Genomic DNA, 18,233 nt, shown 5'->3' with positions numbered 1-18,233 from the left:
GCAAACCGCGTTTGTGATGGGATTAAAGCCGTTTCCTGTCAGGGGGTTTGATGCAAAACGACGAAAACGTTGTGCCGTTGAGCAAGGGAATTCCTGCCCAGGGTACAAGTACGCCTCTGGCCCGGCTGCCCGTCGTGTTGTTGCAGGTGCGTGATAAAGCCGCACAGCAGCTCAAGGATGCTTTGCAGGCGTTGTTCGACAACGCTGACGACACCCTCTTCGAGATGGCCGACCGCGCTGTCAGCAACACTGAGCAGAACCTGTTTTTCGAGGCCATGCGCGATTTGCGCCTCAAGCGCAAAAGCATCGAGCGGGCGTTTCTCGACAAGTTCTACGAGTCTTTCCTGGCGCTGGGCCAATACCAGATCACCGAGCCTGTGCTGCCTGCAGCGGTCGCTTTCGACAAGCTGTCACTGGTGCCCAACGACGAGCTGGAAAAAACCGTGGCCGTCGATTCGATGGTCGCCAAGGTCATGAGCCGCGACGGCGTTGCCCTGAGTCAGCTGACGGCGCGCCTGAACGAATTGATTCCTCAGCCCATCACTGTCGACACCAACCCCATGGGGCCGGCAATGTTGTGCAACTTCTTCCTCCAGGCCAAGCGCAGTCTGGGGGTAGAGATCAAGGTCAAGCTGATCGTTCTCAAGCTGTTCGAGAAATACATCCTGACCAACATCGATCACCTGTATGGCGAGGCCAACCAGTTGTTGATCGCTACCGGCATCCTGCCTGAAATGAAAGCCTTGCCTGCCCGTCGCTCCTCCGACCGGCCTGCTCCCCGGACGCGCCCCAGCGAACTGTCCGACCCGGCACTGGCGCAGGCGGCGGACAAGCTCGACAAGGGCGTGCTCGAAGTGTTTTCGGCGTTGCAGGAACTCTTGCTGCAAGTGCGCGGCAACCTGACGCCGCGTCATGGCCCGAGCTCTGAGGTGCGCCCCATCTCCAGCAAGGACCTGCTGCGCCTGCTGTCGCACTTGCAGCAATACGTGCCGACCTCGGATGCTCCTGAAGACTTCGACCTGCGCAACCAGCTTGAGCAACTGCTGACCCGGGTCAGCGTCAAGAGCGGCAAGTCTCGCGGCGTCGGCGCAGGTGATGAGGACGTCATCAACCTGATCGCCATGCTGTTCGAGTTCATCCTCGATGACCGCAACCTGCCGCACTCGCTGCGTGCATTGATCGGGCGCTTGCAGATCCCGATGCTCAAGGTTGCCGTGATCGACAAGAGTTTCTTCAGCCGTGGCAGCCATCCGGCCCGTCGTCTGCTCAACGAAATTGCCACCGCTGCACTGGGCTGGGGCGGGCGCGACGATTATCAGCGCGACTCGCTGTACATGCGTGTCGACCAGATCGTGCAGCGCCTGCTCAACGATTTTGTCGATGACCCGGCGATTTTCTCCGAACTGCTGGCTGACTTCCTGGCCTTCACCAGCGACGAGCGTCGTCGCAGCGAACTGCTTGAACAGCGCACTCGGGATGCCGAAGAAGGTCGTACCCGTGCAGAGCTGGCGCGTCAGTTGGTTCAGCATGAACTGAACCAGCGCTTGCTGGGCAAAACCCTGCCCGAAGCGGTTGTGCGTCTGCTGGAACAGGCCTGGAGCAAAGTCCTGCTGCTGACCTGCCTCAAGCATGGCGAAGGTTCGAGCGAGTGGCTGGCCGGTCTGCAAGCCATGGACGATCTGGTCTGGAGTGTCGAACTGCACGAAGATCCGGAATCACGGCAGAAGCTGCTCGAACTGGTGCCGGGGCTGCTCAAGTCACTGCGTGAGGGTCTGGCCAGCGCTGCTTTTGATCCGTTCGCCACCAGTGAATTCTTCAGTCAGCTTGAAGTGCTCCATGTTCAGGCTTTCCAGCACTTCTCCCGGCTGCAGGATGCGCAAGGCGATGAGCTTCAGCATGCAGCTGCATTGACTGAAGCTGAGCCTGCTGAAGGCCCGGCCATGATGGTCGTGATGGAGGAGATCGTCCTGACTGCGCCGGACGAGCCCTTGAGCAATGAAAGTGTCCTGCAATTGCCCAACGACGATGCCGGCCTGCAGATGGTCGACAAGCTGCGCGTTGGCAATTGGGTCGAGATCCAGGAAGACGAGGAGAACAAGCTGCGCTGCAAGCTCACGGCTATCGTCGAGCCTTCCGGGCGTTACGTGTTCGTCAATCGTACCGGCATGAAGGTTCTGGAGAAGTCCCGCATGGGGCTGGCCATCGAATTGCGTCGCGGCACCATCCGCATCCTCGACGACGCCTTGTTGTTCGACCGTGCGCTGGAGTCGGTGATCAGCAGCCTGCGAAAGCTCAAGGGCGCATAAAGCCCGGTGGAGGAGGGGATGCCTGTCTGGCGCCCCTCTTGCCTGGATGTAGTGCCTGAAAAAATGTCTTCGCGAATGAATTCGCTCCTACCTTCTCTTTGGGCATACTTGCGCCTATCGAAACCCGTCTTCAAGGAGCTTTCATGCAGTTGGACCCCGCAAGCGGTTGGTGTGACGGCGTACAGCATTGCCCGTCACCCAATTTCAATGCGCGACCGGAAGGTGAAATCTCGCTGCTGGTGATCCACAACATCAGCCTGCCGCCTGCTCAGTTCAAGACAGGCAAGGTCCAGGAGTTTTTCCAGAACCGGCTGGATATCACCGAGCATCCCTATTTCGAGGGTATTGCCGATCTGCGTGTTTCGGCGCATTTTCTGATCGAACGTGATGGCGAGGTGACTCAATTCGTCTCATGTCTTGACCGGGCCTGGCATGCTGGCGTTTCCTGTTTCCAGGAGCGCGAAGCCTGTAATGACTTTTCCATCGGTATCGAGCTGGAGGGCACGGATGACCAGCCCTTTACCGATGCGCAATATGCCGCCTTGATCGCTCTGACGTGCCAGTTGCGTCAGGCATTTGTGGCGATCACGCCCGAGCGCATTTGTGGGCACAGCGATATCGCACCCGGACGCAAGACCGATCCGGGGCCATGTTTCGACTGGGCTCGTTTTCAAGCCGCCTTGCAGGACTGAAGTGAGGATCAAGCGATGAGTTTTCTGGTGTTGCTGCTGGCAGTGTGGGTCGAAAAATTTTCGGCACTGCGCCAGCGTGTACAGCGTGACGGGCCATGGCTGAAGGAACTGGCCAGGCTCGAGTCAAGTCCGCGAACCGCTTCTCGCCCCTGGGTCATTTTGGCTCTGTTGGTTCTGCTGCCGCTTCTGATACTGCACCTGGCACTGACCATCGTCGGTTCGGTGGCTTACGGCTGGCTGGCTTTGCCTGTTCATCTTCTGGTGCTGATCTACAGCCTTGGCCGTGGTGATCTGCTGGCCGCGCTCGGTCCGTTTCGCGATGCCTGCCGACGTGGCGATGAACAGGCCGCCGTGCATGTAGCCGAAAGAGACATGGGCGTGCAGGCCGACAACGGCGAGCAACTGCTGGAAGGCGTTCAGGGCTACATGCTCTGGCAGGCTTATCAGAGCTTCTTCGTGGTGATCTTCTGGTACTTCCTGCTGGGCCCTGTTGCCGCGCTGGCTTATCGCTTGCTGGCCCTGGCGGCCGAAAGCGGCAAGACGCCGGCGCTGGTGGAGCGGGCGACGCAATTGCGCCATGCCTTCGACTGGGTGCCGGTCAGGCTGCTGGCGGCCAGCTTCGCGCTGGTGGGCAACTTCGTGGCGGTCAGCCGGGTGATGCTCCATGAGCTGCTCAACTGGAACATCAGCGCCGCGCAACTGATTACGCGCATCGGCCGTGTCGCCAGCGAAGTCCCTGCACCTGTCATGGGCGCCGATGGTGTGACCAGCCTCGATATGCTCTGGGAATTGCTGATACGCGCCGCCATCGTCTGGTATGCGGGGTTTGCGCTGTGGACACTATTGATCTGATTTGTAAGCAGGGGCCACATGCAGCACTTTGTGGGAGGCAGCTTGCTGGCGACTTCACGTACAGGCGCAGAATGTCTGTCGGCTTTCAGGCCTTTTTCGCCAGCAAGCTGCCTCCTACAAGTTGTGAGCTGATCTGTATTAGTGTGAATTCATTCGCGAACAGGCCACCCGAACAGCTCACAGGCATTGCGCGTACTCACCTGCGCCAAATCCTCTGGGCTGACTTTCAACAGCCCGGCCAGCGCCCTGGATATGTCCGGCAAATGCTGCGGGCTGTTGCGCTGGTTGGGGTACATCGCCGGAGCCATGTCCGGCGAGTCGGTTTCCAGCACAATGCTTTCCAGTGGCAGCTCGGCGATGATCCGGTGCATGCGTAGCGCCTGCGGCCAGGTCGCGGCACCGCCAAGGCCGAGTTTGAACCCCAGCCTTATATATTCCCGAGCTTCCTCCCGACTGCCGGCAAACGCATGAATGATCCCGCTGCGCCTGAGCCTGTGGCGCTTGAGCGTCGCGATCACATCCGCGTGGCTGCGCCGTACATGCAGCAGCGCCGGCAGATCGAAGTCAGCCGCCAGTTGCAGTTGCGCTTCGAAGACCCGCTGCTGGTTCGGGCGGTCCGGGTTTTCGACGTAGTAATCCAACCCGATCTCGCCCACGGCACAGAGTTGAGGGTGGCCTTTGAGGCGGTTCAGCCAGTCGCCCAGTTCACTCAGATGCTCGGGGCGATGCTCGTCGATGTAGACCGGATGCAGGCCGAACGCCGCATACAGCGCCGGATGCTCCAGTGTCAGGTCCCATAGCCGCTGCCAGTTACGCTGATAAACCCCCAGCACCACCATGCGCTCCACGCCCAGGGTGCGGCACTTGTCGAGCACCTGTTGACGATCGTCGTCGAAATCCGGGAAGTCCAGGTGAGTGTGGGTGTCAATCAGCATTGCCAGTCAGCCCTCGTGAATCCGCTGCTTGAAGGTCCGCACGATGGCATGTACGCCGGGTTCGTACTGATCGTTTTCGATGGCGGCCAGTGCCAGTTGCAGAGCCTTTTCGGCAATCAGCTGATGTTGCTGGGCCATGGCATTGACCGGCAGCGGCAGGAAGTCCAGCAACTGGGTGTCACCGAAAGTGCCCAGGTGTAATTGCGCGGGATTGAGTTCCTGGCTTTGCAGCACATCGAAAACACCTTGCAGCAACACGTAGGACGTTGTGATCAGCGCATCGGGCAAATGCCCCAGGCGTTGCAGCATGTCACTCATCAGACGCTGGCCGCACTCACGGCTGAACGCTTCGCCATGTTCGATCGTGGTCGTGCCGGTGAAACCACCGAGCGCGTGCCGGAAACCTTCTGCACGCGACTGGCTGACGCTCAGTTCAGGTCGGGCGCCCAGCAAGGCGATGTGTTCGGGATTCGTCTGCAACAGGCTGCGGGTCAGTTGCAGGCTGGCGTCGTGGTCGTCGCTGACCACCGAGCAAAAGAACTCGGCGTTCATTTCCCGGTCAATGGCGATGATCGGCAGGCCTTTGTTCTGCAGTTCGCGGTAACTGTCGTTGCTGGAAGGCAGGCAACTGGCGACCAGCAACGCATCGCAGCGTCGGGCACGAAAGACCTGCAGCAGTTGCAGTTCGCTGGCGGGATCGTCGTCGGAGCTTGCGATCAGCAACTGATAGCCGCGGGCGCGGGCGCCTTGCTCCAGCAGCTTGGCGATACGGGCGTAACTGGGGTTTTCCAGGTCCGGCAGGATGAAGCCCAGGGTACGGCTGTGACGGGTACGCAAGCCCGCGGCTTGAGGGTTGGGGCGGAAGTCATGTTGTTCGACTACCGCCTTCACACGCTCGACGGTCGCGGGGCTGATGCGTTGCTGTTCGGCCTTGCCATTGATTACGTAACTGGCTGTGGTGACGGAAACACCTGCCAGACGCGCAATATCGCTGAGTTTCACGCGAAAAGTTCCTTTTCGTGGTTGTCTCGTATCAACGAGGAGTTTCGCTGATCGCGGAGCATCTTTACACCAGACCATAGGGGATGCCCAAGTGCTCGGTGTATTTTGAGACGTCTCCTACAGCTATCGGACCGACTGGGCTTCAACGAGAGGCCATAATCGAGTAACGTGCCGTGCAATTGTAGATTAAACGATTCAGCAAGCTGATATTTGCTGCAAATCAGGATGAAAGTGCAATCCGACAGGCAGCACTTTCATCTCCCAAGCTGTCGATCACTCAATGGTCGTCATTAAAACAAGAATCAGGTAGCGCTCTGGCGCTGCACAGGAGTCAGGACATGCTCGAACTTTCTCTGGAGCAAATATCCATGGGCCGCACGGCTGTGGATAAGCCGGGCGCGTTGCAACTGATCGCCGACCATCTGGTCGCTGACGGTCTGGTTGCCGAGGGTTACCTCAACGGGCTGATGAATCGCGAGCAGCAAGGCTCTACCTTTCTTGGCCAAGGCATCGCAATCCCCCATGGCACCCCTGAAACCCGCGATCTGGTGTTCAGCACCGGCGTGCGTCTGATGCAATTCCCTGAAGGCGTGGATTGGGGCGACGGGCAAATCGTTTACCTGGCCATCGGTATCGCTGCCAAGTCGGACGAGCACTTGCGGCTGCTGCAACTGCTGACCCGTGCATTGGGCGAAGCGGATCTGGGCCAGGCCCTGCGCGAGGCGAAAACTCCGGAAGACCTGCTGCGGCTCTTGCAGGGCGCACCTCAGGAACTGGCCCTCGACGCACAGATGATCAGCCTCGGCGTATCGGCCGACGATTTTGAAGAACTGGTCTGGCGCGGTGCGCGTCTGTTGCGCCGGGCCGATTGCGTCAATAACGGATTTGCCGCGATTCTCCAGCAGGTCGAAGCCCTGCCGCTGGGTGATGGCCTGTGGTGGCTTCACAGCGAGCAGACGGTCAAGCGTCCTGGTCTGGCCTTCGTGACACCGGACAAACCCCTGCGCTATCTGGGCCAACCCCTGACAGGGCTGTTCTGCCTGGCCAGCCTCGGGGAAGCTCACCAGACCCTGCTTGAGCGCCTGTGCTCGCTGTTGATCGAAGGGCGTGGTCACGAACTGGGCCATGCCACCAGCAGTCGCGTCATCCTGCAAGCCCTGGGCGGTGAATTGCCCGCCGAGTGGCCGACCCGGCAGATTGGCCTGGCCAACGCCCACGGCCTGCATGCCCGTCCAGCCAAGGTGCTGGCGCAATTGGCCAAGGAGTTTGAAGGCGAGATTCGTGTGCGCGTGGTGGAAACCGGCGAAACCGCAGTGTCGGCCAAGAGCCTGAGCAAGCTGCTCAGCCTCGGCGCCCGCCGCGGGCAGACGCTGGAATTCATTGCCGAGCCGAGTATTGCGCAAGACGCTTTGCCTGCCTTGCTGGCGGCTGTTGAGCAAGGTCTTGGTGAGGAAGTAGAACCATTGCCGGTCGCGACCGAGCCGCAACCTGCTCCCCAAAAAGCTGCCGTGGCCAAGGCTGCTGCGCCCATCGAGGGTGCCGTGCTGCAAGCCGTCTCGGCCTCGCCAGGCATTGCCATCGGGCCTGCTCATGTTCAAGTGCTGCAAGCCTTCGATTATCCAGAGCAGGGCGAGTCGGTGGCTGCCGAGCGTGAGCGCCTGCAACAGGCCCTTGCCGAAGTGCGTCGGGATATCGAAAACCTGATCCAGCGCAGCAAGGCCAAGGCCATTCGCGAAATTTTCATCACTCACCAAGAAATGCTCGATGACCCGGAGCTGGGCAGCGAGACCGAACTGCGCCTGAACAAGGGCGAAAGCGCCGCTGCCGCCTGGGCTGGCGTGATCGATGCTGCTGCTTCCCAGCAAGAGCAGTTGAATGACGTGCTGCTGGCCGAGCGTGCTGCGGATCTGCGGGATGTCGGGCGTCGTGTGCTGGCGCAAATCTGTGGCGTCGAAACCGTTGCCGCTCCCGACGAGCCTTACATTCTGGTGATGGATGAAGTCGGCCCGTCCGACGTGGCGCGACTGGATCCGGCGCATGTCGCGGGCATCCTCACCGCTCGGGGTGGCGCAACGGCGCACAGCGCTATCGTGGCCCGTGCTCTGGGTATTCCGGCGCTGGTGGGTGCCGGTGATGAAGTATTGCAACTCAAGCCAGGCACCGTTCTGCTGCTGGACTGCCAGCGGGGTCGTCTGACTGTCGCGCCGGATGAGTCGGTCCTGCAGCGTGCCGTACAGGACCGCGATGCCCGTGAACAGCGTCTCAAGGCTGCAGCCGCCTCGCGCATGGAGCCTGCGGTGACTCGCGATGGCCATGCCGTCGAAGTCTTCGCCAACATCGGCGACAGTACCGGCACTCCGGCAGCGGTGGAGCAGGGCGCCGAAGGCATCGGCCTGCTGCGCACCGAGTTGTTGTTCATGGCTCATTCCCAGGCACCGGACGAGGCGACTCAGGAAGCCGAATACCGGCGCGTGCTCACCGATCTGGGCGGTAGACCTCTGGTGGTTCGTACCCTTGACGTCGGCGGTGACAAACCGTTGCCGTACTGGCCCATCGACAAGGAAGAAAACCCGTTCCTCGGTGTGCGCGGCATCCGCCTGACCCTGCAACGCCCGGACGTGATGGAAAGCCAGTTGCGCGCCTTGTTGCGCTCAGCCGACAGCGGCCCGCTGCGCATCATGTTCCCCATGGTCGGCACCGTTGAAGAGTGGCGTCAGGCCCGGGACATGACCCAGCGCCTGCGTGAAGAAATTCCGGTCAGCGATCTGCAACTGGGGATCATGATCGAGGTTCCGTCAGCGGCGTTGCTGGCACCGGTACTGGCCAGGGAAGTGGACTTCTTCAGCGTCGGCACCAACGACCTGACCCAATACACCATGGCCATCGATCGTGGTCATCCAACCCTTTCCGCTCAGGCAGACGGCTTGCACCCGAGCGTGCTGCAACTGATCGACATGACCGTGCGTGCCGCCCATGCCAATGGCAAATGGGTAGGTGTCTGCGGCGAGCTGGCGGCGGACCCGCTGGCGGTGCCGGTACTGGTCGGGCTGGGTGTGGATGAGTTGAGCGTTTCGGCGCGCAGCATTGGCGAGGTCAAGGCCTGCGTACGTGAACTGGAACTGAGCACCGCTCAAAAACTGGCGCAACAGGCGCTGACCGCAGGCAGCGCAGCCGAAGTGCGTGCGCTGGTGGAGGCTTTGTAATGGCGAAGATTCTTACCCTGACCATGAACCCGGCGCTGGACCTGACTGTACAGTTGGGCCAGTTGGAACTCGGGCAGGTCAATCGCAGTGATGCCATGCTCAGCCATGCGGCCGGCAAGGGCCTGAACGTGGCTCAAGTGCTGGCCGATCTGGGGCATGAGCTGACCGTGGCCGGGTTTCTCGGCATCGACAATCAGCAGCCGTTCGAGTCCCTGTTCACCCGGCGTGGTTTTGTCGACGAGTTCGTGCGCGTGCCGGGCGAAACCCGCAGCAATATCAAACTGGCCGAAGGCAGTGGTCGCATCACGGATTTGAACGGCCCTGGCCCGCAGGTCAGCGAAGCGGCCCAGCAAGCCCTGTTCGCCAGGGTCGAGCAGATTGCCCCCGGTTTCGATGCCGTGGTGGTCGCCGGTAGCCTGCCGCGTGGCGTAACGCCCGAGTGGCTGCAAAAGCTCTTGCTCATGCTGAAGAACCTCGGCCTCAAGGTGGCGCTGGACAGCAGCGGCCTGGCCTTGCGTGCCGGTCTTGCGGCAGGTCCCTGGCTGATCAAGCCCAACACCGAAGAACTGGCCGATGCCCTCGATGCACCGATCATCTCCATTGCTGCCCAGGCCGAAGCGGCGACTCGCCTGCGCGCCCAGGGCATCGAGCATGTGGTGATTTCCCAGGGTTCCGAGGGCGTTCACTGGTTCAGTTCCGGCACCGCGCTGCATTCGCAGCCCCCTAAAGTCACCGTCGCCAGCACCGTAGGCGCCGGGGATTCTCTGTTGGCAGGCATGGTTCACGGCTTGCTCGGTGGTCATGAACCACAGAAAACCTTGCGCACGGCGACCGCGATTGCCGCGATGGCAGTGACCCAGATCGGTTTCGGCATTACCGATGCCGCCCAACTCAAACGACTTGAAAGCGGCGTCACTGTACGCAGCCTGACAGAACAATAAGAGAGGATCGTGATGAAGTTAGCCATTGTAACGGCCTGCCCGAACGGCAAGGTCAGCAGCGTCCTCAGCGCCCGCTTGCTCGATGCGGCAGCTCAGCGTCAGGGCTGGGAAACCAGCGTCGAAGTCGTGGACCCGAACAAGCCCGAACAGCACCTTTCGGCGCTGGATATCGAAGCGGCCGATCTGGTGCTGGTGGTCAACACCGGCCCGCTGGACCTGAGCCGTTTTGTCGGCAAGCGCCTGTTTCAGGACACGCCCGCCCATGCCTTGCAGGATGTGGACGGTTTCCTGAAACGCGCCGCCGATGAGGCGCAAGTCTATGCTGCGCCTGCGGCCGATGAGGCTGTCGCCGTCGGCAGCTCCGGCAGCCAGCCGCGCATTGTCGCGATTACTGCTTGCCCGACCGGCGTTGCGCACACCTTCATGGCCGCCGAGGCGATTCAGCAGGCTGCCAAGCGTCTGAACTACGACCTGCACGTGGAAACCCAGGGTTCGGTCGGGGCGCGAAACCCGCTCAGCCCGCAAGCCATTGCCGATGCGGACGTGGTGCTGCTGGCAACGGACATCGAGGTCAATACCGATCGTTTTGCAGGCAAGAAAATCTACCGCTGCGGCACCGGCATTGCCCTCAAGCAATCCGACGCAATCCTGAAAAAAGCCTTGGCCGAGGGACAGGTGGAGTCGGCGGACGAAGTGGCCAAGACGCCTTCCAGAAAAGAAGGGACCGGCGTCTACAAGCACTTGCTGACCGGCGTGTCGTTCATGCTGCCGATGGTGGTGGCGGGCGGTCTGCTGATTGCGCTGTCGTTCGTGTTCGGCATCAAGGCTTATGAGCAAGAGGGAACTCTGGCAGCGGCCTTGATGAAGATCGGCGGTGAGTCGGCATTCAAACTGATGGTGCCGCTGCTCGCAGGTTACATCGCATACTCCATCGCCGACCGTCCAGGCCTGGCGCCGGGCATGATCGGCGGCTTGCTGGCCAGTACGCTGGGCGCGGGTTTCATCGGCGGTATCGTGGCCGGTTTCCTGGCGGGCTATAGCGCGTGGTTGATCAACCGCTACGCACGCCTGCCAGCCAGTGTCGAAGCACTCAAGCCGATTCTCATCATTCCGTTGCTGTCGAGCCTGTTCACCGGCCTGATCATGATCTATGTGGTGGGCCAGCCTGTTGCGGGCATGCTCGCCAGCCTGACCACCTTCCTGGACAGCATGGGCACCACCAACGCGATTCTGCTGGGTGTGCTGCTGGGCGCGATGATGTGCGTGGACCTGGGCGGGCCGATCAACAAGGCTTCCTATGCGTTTTCCGTCGGTCTGCTGGCGTCCCAGAGTTATGCGCCCATGGCGGCTGCGATGGCTGCCGGTATGGTGCCGCCGATCGGCATGGGCATCGCCACGATCCTGGCACGCCGCAAGTTCGCGCAGAGCGAGCGTGAGGCTGGCAAGGCTGCGTTCGTGCTGGGCCTGTGTTTCATTTCCGAAGGCGCGATTCCTTTTGCCGCCAAGGACCCGCTGCGGGTGATTCCTGCCAGCGTGATCGGCGGTGCGCTGACCGGCGCGCTGTCGATGTACTTCGGCTGCAAACTGATGGCGCCCCATGGCGGCCTGTTCGTGATGTTGATACCCAACGCCATCAACCATGCGTTGCTGTATCTGCTGGCCATTGTCGTGGGCAGCGTGGCGACCGGCGTAATCTACGCAGTGCTCAAACGGCCTGAAGCGGTAGAGATGGAACTGGCCAAAGCCACCGCCTGATACGTGGGCGCTGGCTGTCATATCCCTCCAACATTGGCCTGCTAGGTTTCCCCTTTCGCATCTTGAAAGGGGTTAACCATGAGCCAGTTCGATCTCAAGCGTCGTCGTGTGATTCAGGCTGTCGGAGCCGGTTTTCTGCTGCCGGGTCTGGCACCGGCAGTCATTGCTTCGGTGCAGGATCGTCCGAAGATGACCGACGGTGTGCAGTCCGGTGATCTGCTGGGTGATCGGGCGATGGTCTGGAGCCGCAGCGACCGGCCATCGCGCATGGTGGTCGAATGGGACACCCGCAGCATGTTTCCCAACCCGCGTCGGCTGGTGTCGGCGCTGGCCGATCAGCGCACCGACTTCACGGCCCGTGTCGAACTGAGCGGCCTGCCTGTGGATCAGGCGATCTTTTACCGTGTTCATTTCGAGGATGCCCAGTCGGGTGTTGCCAGCGAGCCCTGGTTCGGCCATCTGCGCAGCATGCCGCAACAGCGTCGCGACATCCGTTTCGTGTGGAGTGGCGACACCGTCGGCCAGGGCTTCGGCATCAACCCCGACATTGGCGGCATGCGCATCTACGAAGCCATGCGTCTGCGTTTGCCGGACTTCTTTATCCACAGCGGCGACACCATTTACGCCGACGGCCCGGTCCCGGCGCAGATCACCGTCGAAGGCGGGCGTATCTGGCGCAACATCACCAGCGAAGCTAAGAGCAAGGTTGCCGAGACGCTGGACGAATATCGCGGCAACTACCGCTACAACCTGATGGACGACAACTTGCGCCGCTTCAATGCCGAGGTGCCGCAGATCTGGCAGTGGGACGACCACGAGGTCACCAACAACTGGTCGCCCAGCAAACAGCTGGATGATCGCTACAAGGTCAAGGACATCCAGTTGCTGTCGGCTCGTGGGCGACAGGCCTTTCTGGAATACGCCCCCATGCGTTTGCAGCAGGCCGATAACGGCGGGCGCATCTACCGCAAAATTCCTTATGGCCCGATGCTGGATGTGTTCGTGCTGGACATGCGCAGCTATCGCGATGGCAATGACGCCAACCTGGCGGACAAGCCGGGGCCGACCACGGCCTTTCTGGGCCGTGAGCAACTGGACTGGCTCAAGGGCGAACTCAAGGCCTCCAAGGCACAATGGAAAGTCATCGCGGCAGACATGCCCATTGGTCTTGGTGTCCCGGACGGCGAAGTCAGTCCCGGTGTGGCGCGCTGGGAAGCCATCGCCAACGGCAATGATGGCCCGGCCCTGGGGCGCGAACTGGAAGTCGCCGAACTGCTGGCGTTCATGCGGGCACAAAAGATCCGCGATTGCGTCTGGCTGACGGCCGATGTGCACTATTGCGCTGCCCATCACTATCAACCGGACCTTGCGGTGTTCCAGGATTTCGACCCGTTCTGGGAGTTCGTGGCGGGGCCGCTCAACGCTGGCAGCTTCGGCCCCAACGCACTGGACAAGACCTTTGGCCCGGAACTGGTCTTCCAGAAAGCCCCACCCGCCCAAAACACCTCACCCTTTGCAGGGTTCCAGTTCTTCGGGGAAGTGAACATCGATGGCCAGACTGCAGAAATGACCGTAACCCTGCGGGATCTGGATGGAGTGTCGGTGTTTGAGCGTAAGTTGCAGCCAGTGACTTAGCGTACTGCCCGTCGCCAGCAAGCTGCCTCCCACAGTGGTATGTGGTGTCCAAAAAAGCTGGGTACTCATCAAATCCTGTGGGAGGCAGCTTGCTGGCGACAGCACTTCGACACACACAGTAAAACCATAAGTCCCCTGAAAAAGATCTCTGGGTAGTAGATTCGGAATCTACTCGTTAAGAAAAGGGCAAAGGAATGCCTGAAAAATCACACTCACGAAATTTGCGCAAAGGCCGCTTCTCCGGAAGAGGGCAACTCTATCTGGTGACGGCAACCACGCTCGGTCGGGAGCCGGTATTTACGGATTGGCTTCTCGGTCGCCTGCTCGTGAATGAATTGAGACATGCTCATGAAATGGAGCTTGTTAACTCACTGGCCTGGGTTGTGATGCCTGATCACCTGCATTGGCTATTTGAGTTGCGCACAGACTCACTGCCGCGAGTCATGCAGAGGGTTAAATCCAGAAGCACAATAACTTTGAACAAAGCCAGCAAGCGCATAGGTCGGCTTTGGCAAGATGGATATCACGATAGAGCCATACGACGAGAGCAAGATATCCTTGCCGTTGCGCGCTACATCGTTGCAAATCCTGAACGCGCAGGCTTGGTCAACAACATCCGGGAATATTCGCTCTGGGATGCTGCATGGATTTAGTGTTGCCTGAGCCTCAGTCGTCGCCAGCAAGCTGCCTCCCACAGGATTTGATGGGTGCCCAGCTTCTTGTGGCCACTGAAGTACCCCTGTGGGAGGCAGCTTGCTGGCGACAGCGGTGTGAACTGAAATTCCTTGCAACACCTCCACTCCCTGCTGGCTTATGATGAGGGACCTAACGACAGGATCAGGTCTGCGGCATGCTGGCTATTTTTCTTGAAACCCTGAACATCACCGCGCCTGTATTTGCCATGCTGTTCCTGGGTGTGATCCTAAAGCGCATCCATGCGATTAACGATGGCTTTATCGTCGTGGCTTCGGGGCTGGTGTTCAACGTCACCATGCCGGCTCTGCTGTTTCTGGGGATCATTCACGCCAACCTGAATGAAGCGTTGCAACCCAAGCTGCTGATTTTCTTCAGTGTTGCGACGTTGTTGAGTTTCGCGGCCACCTGGGGCTGGGCGATCTGGCGTTGCCCCGCTGAAGATCGGGGTGTGTACGTTCAGGGCGCGTTTCGTGGCAACAATGGCGTGGTGGGCCTGGCGCTGGCTGCCAGTATGTATGGCGCGTACGGTATTTCGCTTGGGGCGATTCTCGCGGCGCTGGTGATTGTGTTCTACAACGCGCTTTCGACCATTGTGCTGGCGGTTTACAGCCCGGTGATCAAGTCCGATCCGTGGAGCATCTTCAAGAGTGTGCTGGCCAATCCGCTGATCATCAGTGTCATCGTCGCTTCGCCTTTCGCCTATTTCGGCATCGGCCTGCCCAAATGGCTGGAAACCTCCGGCAGCTATCTGGCGCAGATGACCCTGCCGCTGGCGCTGATCTGTATCGGCGGCACGCTGTCGCTGGCGTCCTTGCGCAAAAGCGGCGCGTTGGCGATCAGTGCCAGCATGGTGAAAATGGTCTGGCTGCCACTGATCTGCACCTTTGCAGCGTGGCTGGTGGGCTTTCGCGGTGCGGAGCTTGGGATTCTGTTCCTGTATTTCGGCAGCCCGACGGCGGCGGCCAGTTACATCATGGCCCGCACGGCCAACGGCAATTACGAGCTGGCGGCTGCGATCATCGTCATCACCACGCTGGCGGCGGCCGTGACAACCAATATCGGGATCTTCCTGTTGCAGTGGGGCGGCTGGATCTAGTCGGTCGTCAGTGTTGACGCCGCCAGGCCTTTACGATGCCAAAGGCTACTGCAATACCCAGCAGCGGCAGGACGAACTGGAGCATCAAGTGCTCAAGCCTTTCGGCCAGTAGCATGCCAGTACTGAACGACACGATATGCAGCCCGTAAGTCAGGTACAACGCCAACAGCAGCAGCCCTTCGAAGCGGGTGATGCGATAACCGGCGTAAAACAGCGGCAGGCAGAGCACTGCGACGCCGAGCATGATCGGCAGGTCGAACACCAGGGCGTTGGGGGATATCGACAACGGCACGGGCGAGATCAGCGCGGTCGCGCCCAGCACGCCCAGCAGATTGAACAGGTTGCTGCCGATCACGTTGCCCACCGCGATATCCCGCTCGCCGCGCAGGGCTGCGATCAGGGATGTCATCAGAGCGGGCAGGGACGTGACGATGGCCATCAGCGTCAGGCCGATGATCCGCTCTGAAAGCCCCAGATTCATCGCGACCACCACCGCAGCATCCACCAGCAGATGACCGCCGAACGCCAGCAACAGCAGGCCGCTGGTCAGCAGGGCGATGCAGGTCAGTGAGCGCGGTTTTTCAGTGCTGTGGGTGTGCCCGTGACGTGCGCCATGACCGGCCTGGCGCAGGACGATAAACAGGCAGCCCAGCATCGTGCCCAGCAGCAATACCCCGTCGAGCTTGCTGAACTCACCATCCCAGGACAGCCCAATGACCAGCAGGCTGGCCCCGATCATCAGCGGAATGTCGATGCGCAGCACCTGACGGGCGACCCGTAGCGGAATGATCAGGGCGCACAGGCCCAGAATCACCAGCACATTGAAGATATTGCTGCCGATGACGCTGCCCACGGCAATGTCCGTGCTGTCGGAAAACGCGGCTTGCAGGCTGACGGCCATCTGCGGCGCACTGCTGCCCAGGGCGACGACCGTCAGGCCGATGATCAGTGGTCGAATCCTGAGGATCGAGGCCAGGCGCACGGCGGCGCGAACCGATAATTCTGCGCCGATCAGCAACAGCAGAAGACCGCTCACCAACTGGATGAGCGCGGGGGCGGGAAGGGTCGATAGCTGGATAATTCGGGCTGTCCTCAGTCGAGGCTCTGGACGCGCACTGGCGCGGTTCCGCTGCGCAGCATGCCCAGTTGTTCGGCGGCTTCACGGGAGACGTCGATCAGCCTGCCTCGTACATGAGGGCCGCGATCGTTGATGCGCACGACGACGGTCTTGTCGTTGTCGAGGTTGGTGACTTTGACCCGCGTGCCGAAAGGCAGCTCGCGATGAGCAGCGGTCAAGGCATTCTGATTGAAGGGTTCGCCACTGGCGGTACGCTTGCCGTGATGTCGGGCACCGTAATACGAAGCGCGACCGGTTTCGTCGTAGCCGTGGGGATCGATGTCATGACTGGCGCAACCGGCCAGAAGAGTGAACAGGGAACAGGCAGTGGCAAGTCGGCGCATGGGTCTAATCCTGTGATGCCTGTTTAACCATGTGGGAGTGAATTAATGCCTATCAGTTAAGGCAAAAACAACACGTGTGGGAGGCAGCTTGCTGGCGAAAAAGGCCTGAAACTGGCAGATATTCTGCGTCGTACGCCAAAGTCGCCAGCAAGCTGCCTCCCACAAAGTTATTTATTGACCTTAACTGATCAGCATTACCCCTACGGCTTGGGTCAGCCTTCGAGCTTGGCCTTCAGCAGTTCGTTCACTTGCTGCGGGTTGGCCTTGCCTTTGGAGGCTTTCATTGCCTGTCCGACGAAGAAACCGAACATCTTGCCGCGCTTGGCTTCGTCTGCGGCGCGGTACTGTTCGACCTGTTCGGCATTGGCGGCGAGCATTTCGTCGAGCATCGATTCGATGGCACCGCTGTCAGTAACCTGTTTCAGGCCACGTTTCTCGATGACTTCGTCGGCGCTGCCTTCACCATTGGCCATGGCTTCGAACACCATCTTGGCGATCTTGCCGGAAATGGTGTTGTCCAGGATGCGCTTGAGCATGCCGCCCAGTTGCTCGGCGCTGACTGGCGATTCTTCGATTTCCAGGCCTTGCTTGTTCAGCAGGCTGCCCAGCTCGACCATGACCCAGTTGGCCGCCAGTTTGGCGTCGCCGCCGATGCTCACGACCTGCTCGAAGTAATCGGCCTGCTCGCGGCTGGAAGCCAGCACGCTTGCATCGTAGGCCGACAGACCGAACTGGCTCTGGAAGCGCTCGCGTTTCTGTGGCGGCAATTCCGGCAGGGTGGCGCGGGTTTCGTCGAGGAACGAGTCTTCGATGACGACCGGCAACAGATCCGGGTCGGGGAAGTAACGGTAGTCGTTGGCTTCTTCCTTGCTGCGCATGGCGCGGGTTTCGTTGGTGTTCGGGTCGTACAGGCGAGTCTGCTGGATGACCTTGCCACCGTCTTCGATCAGGTCGATCTGGCGCTGGATCTCGCTGTTGATCGCCTTCTCGATGAAGCGGAACGAGTTGACGTTCTTGATCTCGCAGCGGGTACCGAACTCGGCCTGGCCCTTGGGACGAATCGACACGTTGCAGTCGCAGCGCAGCGAGCCTTCGGCCATGTTGCCGTCGCAGATGCCCAGGTAACGAACCAGCGCGTGGATGGCCTTGACGTAAGCCACGGCTTCCTTGGCGCTGCGCATGTCCGGTTCCGAAACGATTTCCAGCAGCGGCGTACCGGCGCGGTTCAGGTCGATGCCGGTCATGCCGCTGTAGTCTTCGTGCAGGCTCTTGCCCGCATCTTCTTCCAGGTGGGCGCGGGTAATACCGATGCGCTTGACCGTGCCGTCTTCAAGGGTGATGTCCATGTGGCCCTTGCCGACGATCGGCAATTCCATCTGGCTGATCTGGTAGCCCTTGGGCAGGTCCGGGTAGAAGTAATTCTTGCGGGCGAACACGTTGTGCTGACCGATTTCGGCGTTGACCGCCAGGCCGAACTTGACGGCCATGCGTACCGCTTCCTTGTTGAGCACCGGCAACACGCCCGGCATGCCCAGATCCACAAGGCTGGCCTGAGTGTTGGGCTCGGAGCCGAACGTGGTGGCGCTACCGGAGAAAATCTTCGATTGGGTCGAAAGCTGGGTGTGAATCTCCAGCCCGATGACGACTTCCCATTGCATA

The 18,233-nt window shown here is 60.5% G+C and carries 14 protein-coding genes; 9 read left to right on the top strand and 5 right to left on the bottom strand.

Annotated features, from left to right (window positions below):
• Positions 1–50: 50 nt before the first annotated feature.
• From KQP88_RS20415 to ampE, 3 genes are all read left to right on the top strand, one after another.
• A complete protein-coding gene (locus KQP88_RS20415) occupies positions 51–2,306 on the top strand; it encodes a DUF1631 domain-containing protein (RefSeq protein WP_216704030.1) in 2,256 nt (751 codons plus the stop codon).
• 143 nt (positions 2,307–2,449) lie between these two features.
• Complete coding sequence (gene ampD, locus KQP88_RS20410; protein WP_216704029.1) at positions 2,450–2,998, top strand: 1,6-anhydro-N-acetylmuramyl-L-alanine amidase AmpD; 549 nt, start codon at positions 2,450–2,452, stop codon at positions 2,996–2,998.
• A gap of 15 nt (positions 2,999–3,013) precedes the next feature.
• Positions 3,014–3,850 carry a regulatory signaling modulator protein AmpE gene (gene ampE / locus KQP88_RS20405; RefSeq protein WP_216704028.1) on the top strand — a complete coding sequence of 279 codons (837 nt, stop codon included), beginning with the start codon at positions 3,014–3,016 and terminating at the stop codon, positions 3,848–3,850.
• Between the two features lie 149 nt (positions 3,851–3,999).
• Here the strand turns inward: ampE and KQP88_RS20400 are convergent, their stop codons facing one another.
• A complete protein-coding gene (locus KQP88_RS20400) occupies positions 4,000–4,785 on the bottom strand; it encodes a TatD family hydrolase (protein WP_216704027.1) in 786 nt (261 codons plus the stop codon).
• A 6-nt stretch (positions 4,786–4,791) separates the two neighbouring features.
• Positions 4,792–5,787 (bottom strand): catabolite repressor/activator, encoded by a 996-nt coding sequence (gene cra / locus KQP88_RS20395; protein ID WP_216704026.1) that lies wholly within the window; start codon positions 5,785–5,787, stop codon positions 4,792–4,794.
• Between the two features lie 338 nt (positions 5,788–6,125).
• Here cra and ptsP point away from each other — a divergent pair, with 338 nt between their 5' ends.
• The 6 genes from ptsP (at position 6,126) to KQP88_RS20365 (ending at position 15,113) form a co-directional block, all read left to right on the top strand.
• A complete protein-coding gene (gene ptsP / locus KQP88_RS20390; protein ID WP_216704025.1) occupies positions 6,126–8,990 on the top strand; it encodes a phosphoenolpyruvate--protein phosphotransferase in 2,865 nt (954 codons plus the stop codon).
• Positions 8,990–9,931, top strand: a complete 942-nt coding sequence (gene pfkB, locus KQP88_RS20385; RefSeq protein WP_216704024.1) for a 1-phosphofructokinase — start codon at positions 8,990–8,992, stop codon at positions 9,929–9,931. Before ptsP ends, pfkB begins: the two co-directional genes overlap by 1 nt.
• 12 nt (positions 9,932–9,943) lie before the next feature.
• On the top strand, positions 9,944–11,686 hold the full coding sequence (locus tag KQP88_RS20380) for a PTS fructose-like transporter subunit IIB (RefSeq protein ID WP_216704023.1): 1,743 nt from the start codon (positions 9,944–9,946) through the stop codon (positions 11,684–11,686).
• 78 nt (positions 11,687–11,764) lie between these two features.
• Positions 11,765–13,321: an alkaline phosphatase D family protein gene (locus KQP88_RS20375; protein WP_216704022.1), complete on the top strand. Its 1,557-nt coding sequence runs from the start codon at positions 11,765–11,767 to the stop codon at positions 13,319–13,321.
• Between the two features lie 194 nt (positions 13,322–13,515).
• Positions 13,516–13,974 carry an REP-associated tyrosine transposase gene (locus tag KQP88_RS20370; protein ID WP_200994640.1) on the top strand — a complete coding sequence of 153 codons (459 nt, stop codon included), beginning with the start codon at positions 13,516–13,518 and terminating at the stop codon, positions 13,972–13,974.
• Positions 13,975–14,171: 197 nt separating this feature from the next.
• Positions 14,172–15,113 (top strand): AEC family transporter, encoded by a 942-nt coding sequence (locus KQP88_RS20365; RefSeq protein ID WP_200994639.1) that lies wholly within the window; start codon positions 14,172–14,174, stop codon positions 15,111–15,113.
• A 7-nt stretch (positions 15,114–15,120) separates the two neighbouring features.
• Here KQP88_RS20365 and KQP88_RS20360 read toward each other — a convergent pair whose 3' ends face one another.
• From KQP88_RS20360 to gatB, 3 genes are all read right to left on the bottom strand, one after another.
• Complete coding sequence (locus KQP88_RS20360; RefSeq protein ID WP_216704021.1) at positions 15,121–16,152, bottom strand: calcium/sodium antiporter; 1,032 nt, start codon at positions 16,150–16,152, stop codon at positions 15,121–15,123.
• A 53-nt stretch (positions 16,153–16,205) separates the two neighbouring features.
• Positions 16,206–16,574: a septal ring lytic transglycosylase RlpA family protein gene (locus KQP88_RS20355; RefSeq protein WP_025261800.1), complete on the bottom strand. Its 369-nt coding sequence runs from the start codon at positions 16,572–16,574 to the stop codon at positions 16,206–16,208.
• Positions 16,575–16,786: 212 nt separating this feature from the next.
• On the bottom strand, positions 16,787–18,232 hold the full coding sequence (gene gatB, locus KQP88_RS20350) for an Asp-tRNA(Asn)/Glu-tRNA(Gln) amidotransferase subunit GatB (RefSeq protein WP_216704020.1): 1,446 nt from the start codon (positions 18,230–18,232) through the stop codon (positions 16,787–16,789).
• Between the last annotated feature and the right edge of the window lies 1 nt (position 18,233).

The organism is Pseudomonas lijiangensis (genome assembly GCF_018968705.1).
Taxonomy (GTDB): Bacteria; Pseudomonadota; Gammaproteobacteria; order Pseudomonadales; family Pseudomonadaceae; genus Aquipseudomonas; species Aquipseudomonas lijiangensis.
This window is presented reverse-complemented; position numbering and strand designations above follow the sequence as displayed.